Origin of the sequence: Mycobacterium sp. AMU20-3851, assembly GCF_043974665.1 — a bacterium.
GTDB lineage: Bacteria > Actinomycetota > Actinomycetes > Mycobacteriales > Mycobacteriaceae > Mycobacterium.
Map to the genome: position 1 here is coordinate 2,279,315 of NZ_CP146371.1, position 15,162 is coordinate 2,294,476.

14 protein-coding genes and 1 pseudogene are annotated in these 15,162 nt (G+C 69.4%); 14 read left to right on the forward strand and 1 reads right to left on the reverse strand.

Features of this window, described 5'->3' with window-relative positions; genetic code table 11:
* The first annotated feature begins 30 nt into the window (after positions 1-30).
* The 14 genes and pseudogenes from pheS to V4U86_RS10990 all read left to right on the forward strand — a co-directional run bounded on the left by pheS (position 31) and on the right by V4U86_RS10990 (position 13,885).
* Entirely contained in the window at positions 31-1,062 is a 1,032-nt protein-coding gene (pheS, locus tag V4U86_RS10925; RefSeq protein ID WP_395311240.1) for a phenylalanine--tRNA ligase subunit alpha, read from the forward strand.
* Complete coding sequence (gene pheT / locus V4U86_RS10930; RefSeq protein ID WP_395311241.1) at positions 1,062-3,560, forward strand: phenylalanine--tRNA ligase subunit beta; 2,499 nt, start codon at positions 1,062-1,064, stop codon at positions 3,558-3,560. Before pheS ends, pheT begins: the two co-directional genes overlap by 1 nt.
* Positions 3,561-3,684: 124 nt before the next feature.
* A complete protein-coding gene (argC, locus tag V4U86_RS10935; protein ID WP_395311242.1) occupies positions 3,685-4,716 on the forward strand; it encodes an N-acetyl-gamma-glutamyl-phosphate reductase in 1,032 nt (343 codons plus the stop codon).
* A complete protein-coding gene (gene argJ, locus V4U86_RS10940) occupies positions 4,713-5,927 on the forward strand; it encodes a bifunctional glutamate N-acetyltransferase/amino-acid acetyltransferase ArgJ (protein WP_395311243.1) in 1,215 nt (404 codons plus the stop codon). Before argC ends, argJ begins: the two co-directional genes overlap by 4 nt.
* Positions 5,924-6,799, forward strand: a complete 876-nt coding sequence (gene argB, locus V4U86_RS10945; RefSeq protein ID WP_395311244.1) for an acetylglutamate kinase — start codon at positions 5,924-5,926, stop codon at positions 6,797-6,799. The genes argJ and argB overlap by 4 nt, the downstream gene beginning before the upstream one ends.
* Entirely contained in the window at positions 6,796-7,965 is a 1,170-nt protein-coding gene (locus V4U86_RS10950; protein ID WP_395311245.1) for an acetylornithine transaminase, read from the forward strand. The genes argB and V4U86_RS10950 overlap by 4 nt, the downstream gene beginning before the upstream one ends.
* Entirely contained in the window at positions 7,962-8,891 is a 930-nt protein-coding gene (gene argF, locus V4U86_RS10955; protein WP_395311246.1) for an ornithine carbamoyltransferase, read from the forward strand. The genes V4U86_RS10950 and argF overlap by 4 nt, the downstream gene beginning before the upstream one ends.
* 1 nt (position 8,892) lies before the next feature.
* Complete coding sequence (locus tag V4U86_RS10960) at positions 8,893-9,369, forward strand: arginine repressor (RefSeq protein ID WP_395311247.1); 477 nt, start codon at positions 8,893-8,895, stop codon at positions 9,367-9,369.
* A gap of 26 nt (positions 9,370-9,395) precedes the next feature.
* Complete coding sequence (locus V4U86_RS10965; protein ID WP_395311248.1) at positions 9,396-10,595, forward strand: argininosuccinate synthase; 1,200 nt, start codon at positions 9,396-9,398, stop codon at positions 10,593-10,595.
* Positions 10,596-10,678: 83 nt separating this feature from the next.
* Positions 10,679-12,094: an argininosuccinate lyase gene (argH, locus tag V4U86_RS10970; protein ID WP_395311249.1), complete on the forward strand. Its 1,416-nt coding sequence runs from the start codon at positions 10,679-10,681 to the stop codon at positions 12,092-12,094.
* Positions 12,095-12,104: 10 nt separating this feature from the next.
* Positions 12,105-12,233 (forward strand): annotated as a pseudogene (locus V4U86_RS10975) (alpha/beta hydrolase); the annotation flags it as partial.
* A 10-nt stretch (positions 12,234-12,243) separates the two neighbouring features.
* Positions 12,244-12,855 carry a hypothetical protein gene (locus tag V4U86_RS10980; RefSeq protein WP_395311250.1) on the forward strand — a complete coding sequence of 204 codons (612 nt, stop codon included), beginning with the start codon at positions 12,244-12,246 and terminating at the stop codon, positions 12,853-12,855.
* 2 nt (positions 12,856-12,857) lie between these two features.
* Positions 12,858-13,430, forward strand: a complete 573-nt coding sequence (locus tag V4U86_RS10985; RefSeq protein WP_395311251.1) for a hypothetical protein — start codon at positions 12,858-12,860, stop codon at positions 13,428-13,430.
* Positions 13,427-13,885 (forward strand): hypothetical protein, encoded by a 459-nt coding sequence (locus V4U86_RS10990; RefSeq protein ID WP_395311252.1) that lies wholly within the window; start codon positions 13,427-13,429, stop codon positions 13,883-13,885. Before V4U86_RS10985 ends, V4U86_RS10990 begins: the two co-directional genes overlap by 4 nt.
* On the opposite strand, the gene V4U86_RS10995 is transcribed toward V4U86_RS10990, so the two are convergent.
* A complete protein-coding gene (locus V4U86_RS10995) occupies positions 13,851-15,152 on the reverse strand; it encodes a hypothetical protein (RefSeq protein ID WP_395311253.1) in 1,302 nt (433 codons plus the stop codon). The two genes, V4U86_RS10990 and V4U86_RS10995, sit on opposite strands and share 35 nt — an antisense overlap.
* Between the last annotated feature and the right edge of the window lie 10 nt (positions 15,153-15,162).

Genomic DNA, 15,162 nt, shown 5'->3' on the forward strand with positions numbered 1-15,162 from the left:
TCTCATCACGGCATCGCCTATGATCGCCGGGTGGCGGAGCTCTCAGAAGAAGCCCTGATCAACGCGGTGAGCGCGGCCCGGCAGGCTTTCGACGCCGCCGCCGACCTGGACGCGTTGGCCCGGGCCAAGACCGAACACCTCGGTGACCGATCCCCGATCGCGCTGGCTCGTCAGGCTTTGGGTTCGTTGCCCAAGACCGAGCGGGCCGACGCCGGTAAGCGGGTCAACGTCGCGCGCACCGAAGCGCAGCAGGCCTATGACGAACGGCTGGAGGTGCTGCGGGCCGAACGCGATGCCGCGGTGCTGGTCGCCGAGCGCATCGACGTCACGCTGCCCTCGACCCGGCAGCCGATCGGTGCCCGGCACCCGATCACCCTGCTGACCGAGCGCATCGCGGACACCTTCGTCGCGATGGGGTGGGAACTGGCCGAGGGGCCCGAGGTCGAGACTGAACAGTTCAATTTCGACGCGCTGAACTTCCCGCCGGACCACCCGGCGCGCAGCGAGCAGGACACCTTCCAGATCGCCCCGGACGGGTCGCGGCAGGTGCTGCGCACGCACACCTCGCCGGTGCAGATCCGGGCTCTGCTGGAACGTGAGTTGCCGGTGTACATCGTCTCGCTGGGCCGTACCTTCCGCACCGACGAGCTCGACGCCACCCACACGCCGGTGTTCCATCAGGTCGAGGGCCTCGCGGTGGACAAGGGGCTGACCATGGCCAATCTGCGCGGCACGCTGGATGCCCTGGCCCGCGCGGAGTTCGGGCCGGCGGGCCGGACGCGGTTCCGTCCGCACTTCTTCCCGTTCACCGAACCGTCGGCCGAGGTCGACGTGTGGTTCGAGAACAAAAAAGGCGGGCCCGGCTGGGTCGAATGGGGTGGTTGCGGCATGGTCAATCCGAATGTGTTGCGGGCGTGCGGTATCGACCCGACCGAATACTCGGGTTTCGCCTTCGGTATGGGGCTGGAGCGAACCCTGCAGTTCCGCAACGGGATTCCCGACATGCGCGACATGGTCGAGGGCGACGTGCGGTTCTCCCTGCCGTTCGGGGTGGGTGCCTGATGCGCGTTCCCTACGGCTGGCTGCGCGACACCATCCGGTTGGGTAACCCCGACTGGGACATGTCCGTCGAGGACCTCGAGCAGACCCTCATCCGGATCGGCCACGAGGTCGAGGAGATCATCCCGGTCGGCCCGGTCACCGGTCCGCTGACCGTCGGCCGGGTCACCGATATCGAGGAACTCACCGAGTTCAAGAAGCCCATAAGGGCCTGCAAGGTGGACGTCGGTGAGGCCGAGCCACGCGACATCATCTGCGGTGCACGCAACTTCGCGGTGGGGGATCTGGTGGTCGCGGCACTGCCCGGCACCACTCTGCCCGGCGATTTCTTCATCGCTCAGCGCAAGACCTACGGCCGTGTCTCCGACGGCATGATCTGCTCGGCCGCCGAACTCAACCTGGGTGTCGATCAGTCCGGGATCATCGTGCTGCCCCCGGGCACCGCCGAACCCGGCGCATCGGGCATCGAGGTGCTCGGCCTCGACGATGTGGTCTTCCATCTGGCCATCACCCCGGACCGCGGCTATTGCCTGTCGATGCGCGGCATGGCCCGTGACATCGCCTGTGCCCTGGACCTGAACTTCGTTGATCCCGCGGACGTTCCGGCCCAACCCGCCGAGGGCGAGGCCTGGCCGCTGACCGTGCAGCCCGGCACCGGGGTACAGCGGTTCGGGCTGCGTCCGGTCAGCGGGATCGACCCGGCCGCCGTCTCGCCGTGGTGGCTGCAGCGTCGGCTGCTGCTGTCCGGCATCCGCGCCATCTCCCCGGCCGTCGACGTCACCAACTACGTGATGCTGGAACTCGGCCATCCGATGCACGCGCACGACCGGTCGCTGATCACCGGCGGGTTCACCGTGCGGTTCGCCGAACAGGGCGAGCAGGTCGTCACGCTCGACGACGTCACCCGCACCCTCAACGAGTCGGACGTGCTGATCGTCGACGATGTCGCGACCGCTGCCATCGGCGGTGTGATGGGCGCGGGCACCACCGAGGTGCGCGAGTCCACCACCGACGTGCTGCTGGAGGCCGCGGTGTGGGATCCGGCGGCGGTGTCGCGGACCCAGCGCCGGCTGCGGCTGGCCAGCGAGGCCGGGCGGCGTTACGAACGCACCGTCGACCCGGCCATCTCGGTGGCCGCCCTGGACCGCTGCGCAACCCTGCTCGCCGAGATCGCCGGTGGCACCGTGGAACCCACCCTGACCGATTGGCGTGGCGACCCGCCGCGCACGGACTGGTCGCCGGCCGCGGTCCGCATGCCGGCCGATCTGCCCGACCGGGTCGCCGGCGTGAGTTACCCGGCCGGGGTGGCGGCGCGGCGACTGACCCAGATCGGCGCCGTGGTCACCGAGGTAACCGACGGTGATCACCACTTGATCATTGCTACGCCGCCGAGCTGGCGGACCGATCTGCGCCAACCCGCGGACCTGGTCGAGGAGGTGTTGCGGTTGGAAGGCCTGGACGCCATCCCGTCGGTGCTGCCGCTGGCGCCCCCCGGGCGCGGGCTCACCGCGGTGCAGAAGCGCCGCCGTGCCCTCGGGAAATCGTTGGCGCTCAACGGCTATGTCGAGGTGCTGCCGACCCCGTTCCTGCCGGCCGGGGTGTTCGACCAGTGGGGCCTTCCGGCCGATGACCCGCGCCGCTCGACGGTGACCCTGCTCAACCCGCTGGAGGCCGACCGGCCGCAGCTGGCCAGCACGCTGCTGCCGGGCCTGCTGGAGGCGCTGTCGCGCAACGTGTCCCGCGGAGCGGTCGACACGTCGCTGTTCGCGATCTCGCATGTGGCGGTGCGCACCGCCGATACCCGTGCGGTGGAACGCATCCCGACCGATCGCCGTCCCACCAGGGAGGAGATCGCCGGGCTGGACCGTTCACTGCCGCGCCAGCCCGAACACGTGGCGGTGGTGCTCGCCGGTCTGCGCGAACCCGCCGGTCCGTGGGGACCGGGCCGGCCGGTGCAGGCCGCGGACGCCTTCGAGGCGGTGCAGGTCATCGGGCGCGCCGCCGGGATCGAGTTCACCCTGCGTGCGGCCCAGGAGCTGCCGTGGCATCCGGGCCGGTGCGCCGAGGTGCTCGTCGGGGAATCGACCGTCGGCTACGCCGGTCAGCTGCACCCCGCGGTCGTCGAGCGGGCCGGTCTGCCGGCCGGCACCTGCGCGGTGGAGTTGAACCTCGACGACATCCCCATCGTGGAGACGCTGCCGGCGCCGAGGGTGTCGCCGTTCCCGGCGGTGTTCCAGGACGTCAGCCTGATCGTCGCCGAGGACGTCGCCGCCGCCGCGGTGGTCGACGCCGTCCGCGCGGGCGCCGGGGAACTGCTGGAGGACATCCGGTTGTTCGACGTCTACACCGGGCCGCAGATCGGGGAGGGCCGCAAGTCGCTCACCCTGGCGCTGCGGTTCCGGGCCGCCGACCGGACGTTGACCGAGGACGAGGCCAGCGAGGCGCGGGTCGCCGCGGTGCAGGCCGCCGAGCAGCGGGTCGGTGCCGTCCAGCGCGCCTGACCCCTTCCCGCCCAACCGAACAAACGGGCGCGAAAGTGCGAGTGGATTGCACCATTTCGTCAGGTCCGGCGCGGCAGTCATTAATGGGTTTGCATATGAGTGCATAAAAATGCAGAATTGATCAATGACTTCCGTAGCCGTCGCCGGTGCCAGTGGGTACGCGGGCGGCGAAATCCTGCGCCTGCTGCTCGGCCACCCCGCTTACGCGGACGGACGCCTGACCATCGGCGCGCTCACCGCTGCCGCCAGTGCGGGCAGCACACTCGGTGAGCACCATCCGCATCTGCTGCCGCTGGCCGACCGGGTGCTCGAACCGACCGAGGCCGAACTGCTGGCCCAGCATGACGTCGTCTTCCTCGGCCTGCCGCACGGACATTCCGCCGCACTGGCCGAAAAGCTCGGCGACACCGTGATCATCGACTGCGGCGCGGATTTCCGGCTGACCGAGGCCGCGGACTGGGAGAAGTTCTACGGCAGCGCGCACGCCGGCACCTGGCCCTACGGGCTGCCGGAACTGCCCGGCGGCCGCGACGCGCTCAAGGGCGCCACCCGGATCGCGGTGCCGGGCTGCTACCCGACCTCGGCACTGCTGGCCCTGCTGCCGGCCGTGGCCGCCGGCCTCGCCGAACCCAACGTCACCGTGGTCGCCGTCAGCGGCACCTCCGGTGCGGGCAAGTCGGCCAAGGTGGACCTGCTCGGGGCCGAGGTGATCGGCTCGGCGCGCGCCTACAACATCGGCGGCAAGCACCGGCACACCCCCGAGATCGCGCAGGGTCTGCGCAAGGTCACCGACAAGGATGTCACCGTGTCGTTCACGCCGGTGCTCATCCCGACCTCGCGGGGCATCCTGGCCACCTGCACCGCATCCACCACGGCATCCGAGGCCGAGATCCGTGCCGCCTACGAAAAGGCCTACGGTGCAGAACCGTTCATCCACCTGCTGCCCGAAGGGCTATTGCCGAAGACCGGCTCGGTGATCGGCTCCAACGCCGCCCAGATCCAGGTGGCCGTGGACGCCGAGGCCAAGACCCTGGTGGCGATCTGCGCCATCGACAATCTGACCAAGGGCACCGGCGGTGCCGCAGTGCAATCGATGAACCTGGCCCTGGGTTGGCCGGAGACGGAAGGACTTTCGACCGTGGGAGTGGCACCGTGAGCGAAGCGAACCAGTCGGCCCCGAAGCTGGTCCGTACCCAAGGCGTCACCGCGCCGGCAGGCTTCCGGGCCACCGGGATCTCTGCCGGCATCAAGGCCTCCGGCAATCTGGACCTCGCGCTGGTCTTCAACGAGGGCCCCGACCACCACGCGGCCGGTGTGTTCACCCGCAACCAGATCAAGGCCGCCCCCGTGCAGTGGTCCCAGCAGGTGCTCACCACCGGCAAGCTGCGGGCGGTCATCCTGAACTCCGGCGGCGCGAACGCCTGCACCGGACCGCTCGGCTTCCAGGACACCCACGCCACGGCCGAGGCACTGGCCGCCGCGCTCAGCGACTGGGGCACCGAGACCGGGGCCATCGAGGTCGCGGTCTGCTCCACCGGCCTGATCGGTGACCGGTTGCCGATGGACAAGGTGCTGGCCGGGGTCACCGAGATCGTGCACGAGATGGCCGGCGGACTGACCGGCGGCGAGGAAGCCGCCCGCGCCATCATGACCACCGACACCGTGCCCAAACAGGTTGCGCTGCACGCCGACAACTGGACCGTCGGCGGGATGGCCAAGGGCGCGGGCATGATGGCGCCGTCCCTGGCCACCATGCTGGTGGTCATCACCACCGACGCCGTCGCCGACGCGGGCGCGCTGGACACCGCACTGCGCCGGGCCGCCGCCAGGACCTTCGACCGGCTCGACATCGACGGCAGCTGCTCCACCAACGACACCGTCCTGCTGCTGGCCTCGGGCGCCAGCGAGGTCGCCCCCAGCCAGGACGAGCTCGACGACGCGGTCTACCGGGTCTGCGATGACCTGTGCGCTCAGCTGCAGGCCGACGCCGAGGGCGTCACCAAGAAGGTCACCATCACCGTCGCCGGTGCGCTCAACGACGACGAGGCGCTGGTCGCCGCGCGGGCGGTGGCCCGCGACAGCCTGGTCAAGACCGCGCTGTTCGGCTCCGACCCGAACTGGGGCCGGGTGCTCGCCGCGGTCGGCATCGCCCCGGTGACACTGGACCCGCAGCGGATCAGCGTGTCGTTCAACGGCTCCCCGGTGTGCGTCGACGGTGCCGGTGCACCCGGCGCGCGGGAGGTCGACCTGTCCGGCGATGTCATCGACGTCCTGATCGACCTGGCCTCGGGCAGCGGCACCGCCGGTGTGCGGACCACCGATCTGTCGCACGCCTACGTCGAAGAGAACTCGGCCTACAGTTCATGACCGTGAGCACGCCCCAGAAAGCGGCCATCCTCGCCGAGGCCCTGCCGTGGCTCAAGCAACTGCACGGCAAGATCGTGGTGGTCAAATACGGCGGCAACGCCATGACCGACGACACCCTCAAGGCGGCCTTCGCCGCCGACATGGTGTTCCTGCGCAACTGCGGTATCCGTCCCGTCGTGGTGCACGGCGGCGGCCCGCAGATCAGCGCGATGCTCAAGAAACTCGGCATCGAGGGCGACTTCAAGGGCGGCTTCCGGGTCACCACGCCGGAAGTTCTCGACGTGGCCCGGATGGTGCTGTTCGGCCAGGTCGGCCGCGAACTGGTCGGGTTGATCAACGCGCACGGCCCGTACGCGGTCGGCGTCACCGGTGAGGACGCCCAGCTGTTCACCGCGGTGCGGCGCAGTGTGACCGTCGACGGAGTGGCCACCGATATCGGGCTGGTCGGCGACGTCGAGCAGGTCAACGCCGGATCCCTGCTGGATCTCATTGCCGCAGGCCGTATCCCGGTGGTGTCCACCATCGCCCCCGATTCCGACGGCGTCGTGCACAACATCAACGCCGACACCGCCGCCGCTGCGCTGGCCGAGGCGCTGGGCGCCGAGAAGCTGCTGATGCTCACCGACGTCGAAGGCCTCTACACCGACTGGCCGGACCGCACCTCGCTGGTCAGCGAGATCGACAGCGGCGCACTGACCCAACTGCTGCCCAAGCTGGAATCGGGCATGGTGCCCAAGATCGAGGCCTGCCTGCGGGCGGTGAACGGCGGGGTGCCCAGCGCACACGTCATCGACGGTCGCGTCGAACACTGTGTGCTCGTAGAGCTTTTCACCAATGAAGGGACCGGAACCAAGGTGGTGCCCAACCCATGACACTCCAAAGCCGCTGGGAAGCGGTGATGATGAACAACTACGGCACCCCGCCGCTGGCCCTGGTCAGCGGGGAGGGCGCGGTGGTCACCGACGCGGACGGCAGGAGCTACCTCGACCTGCTCGGCGGGATCGCGGTGAACCTGCTCGGGCACCGGCACCCGGCCGTCATCGACGCCGTCACCACCCAGCTGGGCACCCTCGGGCACACCTCGAATCTGTATGCCACCGAACCCGGTATCGAGTTGGCCGAAGCGCTCGTCGGGCAGCTGGGAACCCCGGCGCGGGCGTTCTTCTGCAACTCCGGGACCGAGGCCAACGAGGTCGCCTTCAAGATCACCCGGCTCACCGGGCGCACCAACATCGTTGCCGCCGAAGGAGCTTTCCACGGCCGCACGATGGGCTCGCTGGCACTGACCGGCCAGCCCGCCAAGCAGGCGCCGTTCGAGCCGTTGCCCGGCAACGTCACCCACGTGCCCTACGGGGATGTCGAGGCGCTCGAGGCCGCCGTCGACGACCGGACCGCCGCGGTGTTCCTGGAGCCGATCATGGGGGAGGGCGGCGTCGTCGTCCCGCCGCCGGGATACCTGGTCAAGGCCAGCGAGATCACCTCCAAGCATGGTGCGCTGCTGGTGCTCGATGAGGTGCAGACCGGTATCGGGCGCACCGGGGCGTTCTACGCCCATCAGCACGACGGCATCACCCCGGACATCGTCACGCTGGCCAAGGGACTGGGTGGCGGCCTGCCGATCGGGGCCTGCCTGGCCGTGGGCGCCACCGGCGATCTGCTCACCCCCGGGTTGCACGGCAGCACCTTCGGCGGCAACCCGGTGTGCACCGCCGCGGCGGTGGCGGTGCTCAAGACGCTGGCCGCCGATGATCTGGTCGCCCGCACCGGCGTGCTGGGCAAGACCCTCAGCCACGGCATCGAGGAACTACAGCACCCGCTGGTCGAGCGGGTCCGCGGCAAGGGCCTGCTGCTGGGCGTGGTGCTGACCGCCGAGAAGGCGAAGGCGGTCGAGGCCGCGGCCCGCGACGCCGGGTTCCTGATCAACGCCGCCGCCGCCGACGTCATCCGGCTGGCGCCGCCGCTGATCATCACCGAGGCCCAGATCGACGACTTCCTCACCGCACTGCCCGCGGTACTGGACAAAGGATCCCAAGCATGAGGCACTTCCTGCGCGACGACGACCTGACACCCGACGAACAGGCCGAGGTACTGGCGCTGGCCGCCGAACTGAAGCAGGCGCCGTTCAGCCGCCGCCCCCTGGAGGGGCCGCGCGGCGTCGCGGTCATCTTCGAGAAGAACTCCACCCGGACCCGGTTCTCCTTCGAGATGGGCATCGCCCAACTCGGCGGGCACGCCGTCGTGGTCGACGGGCGCAGCACCCAGCTGGGCCGCGAGGAGACCTTGGAGGACACCGGGGCGGTGCTGTCCCGCTATGTCGACGCCATCGTATGGCGCACCTTCGCCCAGGAACGGCTGACGGCCATGGCCAGTGGTGCCACCGTCCCGATCGTCAATGCGCTCTCCGACGAGTTCCACCCCTGCCAGGTGCTGGCCGATCTGCAGACGCTGGCCGAACGCAAGGGCGGTGTGGCGGGCCTCAACGGTCTGAAGATGACCTACCTGGGCGACGGGGCGAACAACATGGCGCACTCGCTGATGCTGGGCGGCGTCACCGCCGGCATCCACGTGACCATCGCCGCGCCGGCCGGGTTCGAGCCGGACCCGCAGTTCGTCGACGCCGCCAAGCGCCGCGCCGCCGAGACCGGGGCGACGGTGACCGTCAGCTCCGACGCCAAGGCCTCGGTGGACGGGGTCGACGTGCTGGTCACCGACACCTGGACCTCGATGGGCCAGGAGAACGACGGACTGGACCGGGTACGCCCGTTCCGACCGTTCCAGGTCAACAGCGAACTGCTCGGGCTGGCCGACCCGGAAGCCGTTGTGCTGCACTGCCTTCCGGCGCACCGCGGCCACGAGATCACCGACGAGGTGATCGACGGGCCGCAGAGCGCGGTGTTCGACGAGGCCGAGAACCGGCTGCACGCCCAGAAGGCGATGCTGGTGTGGCTGTTGGAGCGATCCTGACGTGAGCTCCCCGACCCGGGTCGGCCGCCAGGCCCGCATCGTCAGCCTGCTCTCCGCTCATGCGGTGAGCAGTCAGACGGAGCTGGCCGCCCTGCTGGCCGCCGAGGGCATCGAGGTCACCCAGGCCACCCTGTCGCGGGACCTGGAGGAGCTCGGTGCGGTGAAACTGCGCGGCGCCGACGGCGGTGTCGGGGTCTACATCGTCCCCGAGGACGGCAGCCCGGTGCGCGGGGTGTCCGGGGGCACCGAGCGGCTGACCAGGCTGCTCGGCGAACTGCTGGTGTCCACCGACGCCAGCGCAAACATGGCGGTGCTGCGCACGCCGCCGGGGGCGGCGCACTACCTGGCCAGCGGCATCGACCGGGCGGTGTTACCCCAGGTTGTCGGCACCATCGCCGGTGATGACACCATCTTTGTCATAGCGCGCGAGCCGATGACCGGCGCCGAGCTCGCCGCGATGTTCGAAAACTTGAGATAAGCAGTTCTAGAAAAGGGAGATCTTTCATGTCCGAGCGCGTCATCCTGGCGTATTCCGGCGGTCTGGACACCTCGGTGGCCATCAGCTGGATCGGCAAGGAGACCGGCCGTGAGGTCGTCGCCGTGGCCATCGACCTGGGCCAGGGCGGTGAGGACATGGAGGTCGTGCGCCAACGTGCCCTGGACTGCGGCGCCGTCGAGGCCGTCGTGGTGGACGCCCGCGACGAGTTCGCCGAGGAGTACTGCCTGCCCACCATCCAGTCCAATGCGCTCTACATGGACCGGTACCCGTTGGTGTCGGCGATCAGCCGTCCGCTGATCGTCAAGCATCTGGTGGCCGCGGCACGGGAACACAAGGGCGGCACCGTCGCGCACGGCTGCACCGGCAAGGGCAACGACCAGGTGCGGTTCGAGGTCGGCTTCGCCTCCCTGGCCCCCGATCTGCAGGTGCTGGCCCCGGTGCGTGACTACGCCTGGACCCGGGAGAAGGCCATCGCCTTCGCCGAGGAGAACGACATCCCGATCAACGTCACCAAGCGCTCGCCGTTCTCGATCGACCAGAACGTGTGGGGCCGCGCGGTGGAAACCGGCTTCCTGGAGCATCTTTGGAACGCGCCGACCAAGGATGTGTACGACTACACCGAGGACCCGACGCTCAACTGGAGCACTCCCGATGAGGTCATCATCGGCTTCGAGAAGGGTGTCCCGGTCTCCATCGACGGCCGGCCGGTCACCGTGCTGCAGGCCATCGAGGAGCTCAACCGCCGCGCCGGTGCGCAGGGCGTGGGCCGCCTCGACGTGGTCGAGGACCGCCTCGTCGGCATCAAGAGCCGCGAGATCTACGAGGCCCCCGGCGCGATGGTGCTGATCACCGCGCACACCGAACTCGAGCACGTCACCCTGGAGCGCGAACTCGGCCGCTACAAGCGCGGCACCGACCGCAAGTGGGGCGAGTTGGTCTACGACGGCCTCTGGTACTCGCCGCTCAAGCGCGCCCTGGAGGCGTTCGTGGCGCACACCCAGGAGCATGTCTCCGGCGAGATCCGGCTGGTGCTGCACGGCGGGCACATCGCGGTCAACGGTCGCCGCAGCGCGGAATCGCTGTACGACTTCAACCTGGCCACCTACGACGAGGGCGACAGCTTCGACCAGTCTTCGGCGAAGGGCTTCGTGCACGTGCACGGACTGTCCTCGAAGATCTCGGCCAAGCGCGACCTGGGCCTCTAACCCCTCTCCGCGAGCGTGCGTGTCTGCAGGCAACACGCCGCTTTCAGACCGAAGTTCGCGCACGCTCGCGGAAAGGAACGTAGATGAGCACCACCAACGAAGGTTCGCTGTGGGGCGGCCGGTTCGCCGACGGACCCTCGGACGCCCTTGCCGCACTGAGCAAGTCGACCCACTTCGACTGGGTGCTCGCGCCCTACGACGTCACCGCATCCAAGGCACACGCCCGGGTGCTGCACCGCGCCGGGTTGCTCACCGACGAGCAGCGCGACGGTCTGCTCGCCGGGCTGGACAGCCTGGGCGAAGACGTCGCCGACGGCAGCTTCGGTCCGTTGCCGACCGATGAGGACGTGCACGGGGCGCTCGAGCGCGGACTGATCGACCGGGTCGGGCCCGAACTGGGCGGACGGCTGCGCGCCGGACGGTCCCGCAACGACCAGGTCGCCACCCTGTTCCGGATGTGGCTGCGCGACGCCGTGCGCCGGGTCGCCGACGGCGCGCTGGCCGTGGTCGACGCACTGGCCACCCAGGCCGCGGCGCACCCGACGGCGATCCTGCCGGGTAAGACCCATCTGCAGTCCGCGCAGCCCATCCTGCTGGCCCATCATCTGCTCGCACACGCCCATCCGCTGCTGCGTGACGTGGACCGGCTGGTGGATTTCGACAGGCGAGCGGCGGTGTCCCCGTACGGTTCCGGGGCGCTGGCGGGTTCCTCGCTGGGCCTGGACCCGGACGCCATCGCCGCCGAGCTGGGGTTCGCCGCGGCTGCCGACAACTCGGTGGACGCCACCGCGGCGCGTGACTTCGCCGCCGAGGCGGCCTTCGTACTGGCCATGATCGGGGTGGACCTGTCCAGGTTGTCCGAGGACATCATCCTCTGGAGCACAACCGAATTCGGCTACGCCACCCTGCACGACGCGTGGTCGACGGGCAGTTCGATCATGCCGCAGAAGAAGAATCCGGACATCGCCGAACTCGCGCGCGGCAAGTCGGGCCGGCTGATCGGCAACCTGACCGGACTGCTGGCCACCCTGAAAGCCCAACCGCTGGCCTACAACCGGGATCTGCAGGAGGACAAGGAACCCGTCTTCGATTCGGTGGCGCAGCTGGAGCTGCTGCTGCCGGCAATGGCCGGGCTGGTCGGCACGCTGACCTTCGACACCGACCGGATGGCTGAGCTCGCTCCGCTGGGGTACACGCTGGCCACCGACGTCGCCGAATGGTTGGTGCGCCGCGGGGTGCCGTTCCGGGTGGCACATGAGGCCGCCGGCGCGGCCGTACGCGCCGCCGAGGCGCGCGGCGTCGGGCTGGAAGACCTCACCGATGCCGAATTCGCCGACATCCATACCGAACTCACCCCGGAGGTCCGCGACATCCTGACCGTCGACGGCTCGGTGAACTCCCGGGACGCCCGCGGCGGCACCGCGCCGGTGCAGGTGGCCAAACAACTCAACGTCGTCCGCAACAGCACCGAGGAACTGCGGCACCGGTTGCGGCGCTAGCCTGAGGTTCGGTGGCACCCAGGACACCCCGGCGCTTACCGCCACCGCCGCCGATCTCGCGGCCGCCGGCTATCACGCCCTGACGTTCGACTACCGCGGCTTCGGGGCGAGCGACGGCGACCCCCGGCGGGCGGTTAGTATCTGCAGCCATGGAGCCCGGGGGGAGCGCCAACGCCACCGTCATCGGACGGTTCCGGAGTTGGCTGTCGGACTGGGGTTTCAAGGAGTGGCGCCGTGCGGCCCTGGTCGCCGTCCTGGTGGGCACCGCGGCGTTCGGGGGACTGGATACCGTGAACAAGCGGGTCACCGACCTCAAACCCGGCGAGATGTTCGACACCGGCCGGTTCGAGATGACGGTGCAGCGGGCCAGCCTCGTAGAGGAAGTGCGCGCCGGGGAGAAGCGGTTGTTCGCACCGAAGCCCGGCCGGCGCTACCTCGGTCTGGTGGTCGAGATGCGCAACACCGGCACCCTGCCGGGCAACGTGTTCAATCCGGTGGATCTCGTCGGCAGGCCCGACGCCTATCGATTGTCGGCGCTGCGGCTGGCCGACGGGACGTCCGCGGTGCAACTCGGCCCGGGCCTGCACGATGAGGTGGTGCTGCTCTGGGACGTACCCGAGGGTGTGATCTCGGTCGGCAGCGAGATACCGCTGCGCCTTCGGAAAGAGGTCCGCAAGGCCGCCGCCACCTACAGCCAGGGCTGGGTCCGCAGCGAAACCGAGTACGGCCGGCTCGACGTACCGGTGGGCGGCCCGCGGTGACTATGACGACCTGGCCACGGGCGCTGCGCGTCTCGGCCACCGCGGTGGTGATCGCGGCCGCGGCCGTGTTGTGGCACAACCTGCCGACCCCCGACGACGTGTACGGTCCGTTCGATGTGCACGCCGGCATCGGCGAGCCGGCCGCCGGCCGGGCGATCACCGCCGAGGTCAACGGGATTCGCATCGCCCCCCGGATACGCAAGATGCGGGGCACGGCGCCGGTCGTCGACGCCGTCGGCATCTGGGTCGCCGTCGACGGCGAGGTGATGTCCACCCGCTTCGACGAGGTGCCCAACGTCGAACTCCTCGTGGGCCCGAACACCTACGTGCCCACCGACCGTCTGGGCTACCTGCCGATGACCGGTTCCCTGGCACCCGGGATCGCGGTCCGCAGTTCCTGGGTGTTCGACCTGCCTTCCGATCTCGTGGCAGCGTCGCAGCAGATGACGCTGCGGGTGTGGGTCCGCGACGGGCGGATGGACTCCCGGCTGGTCGTCGACCTGCCGCTGGCCGGCCCGTCGGTCAGCCGCAGCGATCTGATCGTCATCGAGCCGGAAGAGGTGGTCGGGACGTGACGGTCGGGCTGTGGAAGCGCAACGTCATCGGCGCCGCCGTCTCCGCGGCAGCGCTGGCCGTCGGTGCGACCCTCATCCTGCAGCCGGCCTGGGACGGGTACCGGCAGACGGTGCGGCCGACCCACATCGCCGCACCGGATCAGCCGATCACCGTCGACGGGCAGACGTGGACGGTACGCAACGTCAGCCGATCGACTCGCCAGCCCGGATCCAACGCGTCGCTGCCGGAAGGGACCGTGCTGGTGAACGTACTCGTGGAGCGGGCCGGCCCGTCGCTGGCCGGATCCGGATGTTGGGCCTATCTGGTTGCCGGGGAACGGATGTGGCGCGGCACCGGGCCGTGCGGTGAAGCAACCTCGATGCCGATGAGATTCCTGGTTCCGGCCGATACCGAGCCCTCGGCCGTCGACATCCGAAACGTCAAGGGTTCGATACTGGTTCGGCTGCAGTTGTAGCGTGCACGGCCCTGGCCTTGGCGCGGTCCAGGCACCAGGCGAGCATGACGGCCACCAGGCATATCCGAAGCGGTTCGGTGAGCGTGTGGGAGATCAGATCCATCAGATCCCAGGTGCCCAGCCAGAACGTCATGTCCTGTGGTCCGATCAGCCAGCCCATGCCGCGGAACAGGTATCCCGGGCCGAGCTGTGCGCGGAAGTAGCTGCCCGACATGTCCAGCCACGCCAGCCCCAGATAGGCCAGCACGTACAACGACACCGCGAACAACCCGCCGGCGGCGATGACATGGGCCGAGTCCACGATCGGCCTGAACTTGCCGATCTGCCCGGTGACCTGGCTGCGCACCTCGGTTCGCAGCTTGTCGGGCACCCGTTGCCAGCTGGAGCTCAACTGGGTCCGGGTGGGTTCGACACGGTCGATCCAGCGGTCGGCGCGATCGCCGGCCAGGCGCCGAACCTCGGCGCGCCAGTCGGCCTTCTCCGTGGCGCCGTAGACGATGCACGCCACCGCGAGCCAGATCAGCGGCACCGCGGCGCCGCCTAAGACGGTGCCGATCGCCCACACGAGGCCCTTCCACGCGCTTTCCAGCAATTGGAAATGCGAGAACACGCTCTCGCGGGTCTCGTTGAACCACACGATGACCCGACGCTCGGCGATCCACGCCGAGGGGTTGATCAACAGGGTGACCCCACGGCTGGCCGAGAAGGTCAGGATCAGGAACACCCAGAGCGCGTCCAGATACACCTGCACCGGCAGCAGCCAGGCCGGCATCCGGTCCTGGAAGCGCCCCAGCACGAAACGCGCCACCAACGCGACGCCGATGATCCAGAAGGTGACGGTGCCGACCGGCAGCATCGCCGGGTCGATCTCGGTTGCGGTGGCCGACGCCGGCGCGCCCACCTTGTAGGCCAGCGTCCGGTAGGTGAAGGTGAGCCAGTCCTCGCGAAACATCTGCCACGCCAGGTAGATCGCGAAGAACGGCACGATGATGGTGGCGAAGATGTCGATGTGTCGGGATTGCCGGCGCGGTAGTGCCGCCAACGTCGGGATACCCGACCGGATCACCATGAACATCGCCACGTAGGACCCGAGCCGCGCGATACCCGCCAACGGCATGATCAGCGAGGCCCACAGATCGTTGTCATGCCCCGCCCAGGCGGCCCATTCGATCACCCCGGTGCGCAGCAGCCAGCCGACCAGATAGCAGGCCGCCAACTGCGGGAAATAGCGAATGCACAGCGTCAGCGGCGCCAGCACGTATCGCACGCGCCCATCG

What these genes read in the sequence shown, in the direction of transcription:
- argH (WP_395311249.1), top strand. Translation starts at nt 10,679, where the DNA reads ATGAGCACCACCAACGAAGGTTCGCTGTGGGGCGGCCGGTTCGCCGAC.
- V4U86_RS10980 (WP_395311250.1), top strand. Translation starts at nt 12,244, where the DNA reads ATGGAGCCCGGGGGGAGCGCCAACGCCACCGTCATCGGACGGTTCCGG.
- argB (WP_395311244.1), top strand. Translation starts at nt 5,924, where the DNA reads ATGACCGTGAGCACGCCCCAGAAAGCGGCCATCCTCGCCGAGGCCCTG.
- pheT (WP_395311241.1), top strand. Translation starts at nt 1,062, where the DNA reads ATGCGCGTTCCCTACGGCTGGCTGCGCGACACCATCCGGTTGGGTAAC.
- V4U86_RS10965 (WP_395311248.1), top strand. Translation starts at nt 9,396, where the DNA reads ATGTCCGAGCGCGTCATCCTGGCGTATTCCGGCGGTCTGGACACCTCG.
- argC (WP_395311242.1), top strand. Translation starts at nt 3,685, where the DNA reads ATGACTTCCGTAGCCGTCGCCGGTGCCAGTGGGTACGCGGGCGGCGAA.
- argF (WP_395311246.1), top strand. Translation starts at nt 7,962, where the DNA reads ATGAGGCACTTCCTGCGCGACGACGACCTGACACCCGACGAACAGGCC.
- V4U86_RS10950 (WP_395311245.1), top strand. Translation starts at nt 6,796, where the DNA reads ATGACACTCCAAAGCCGCTGGGAAGCGGTGATGATGAACAACTACGGC.
- V4U86_RS10985 (WP_395311251.1), top strand. Translation starts at nt 12,858, where the DNA reads ATGACGACCTGGCCACGGGCGCTGCGCGTCTCGGCCACCGCGGTGGTG.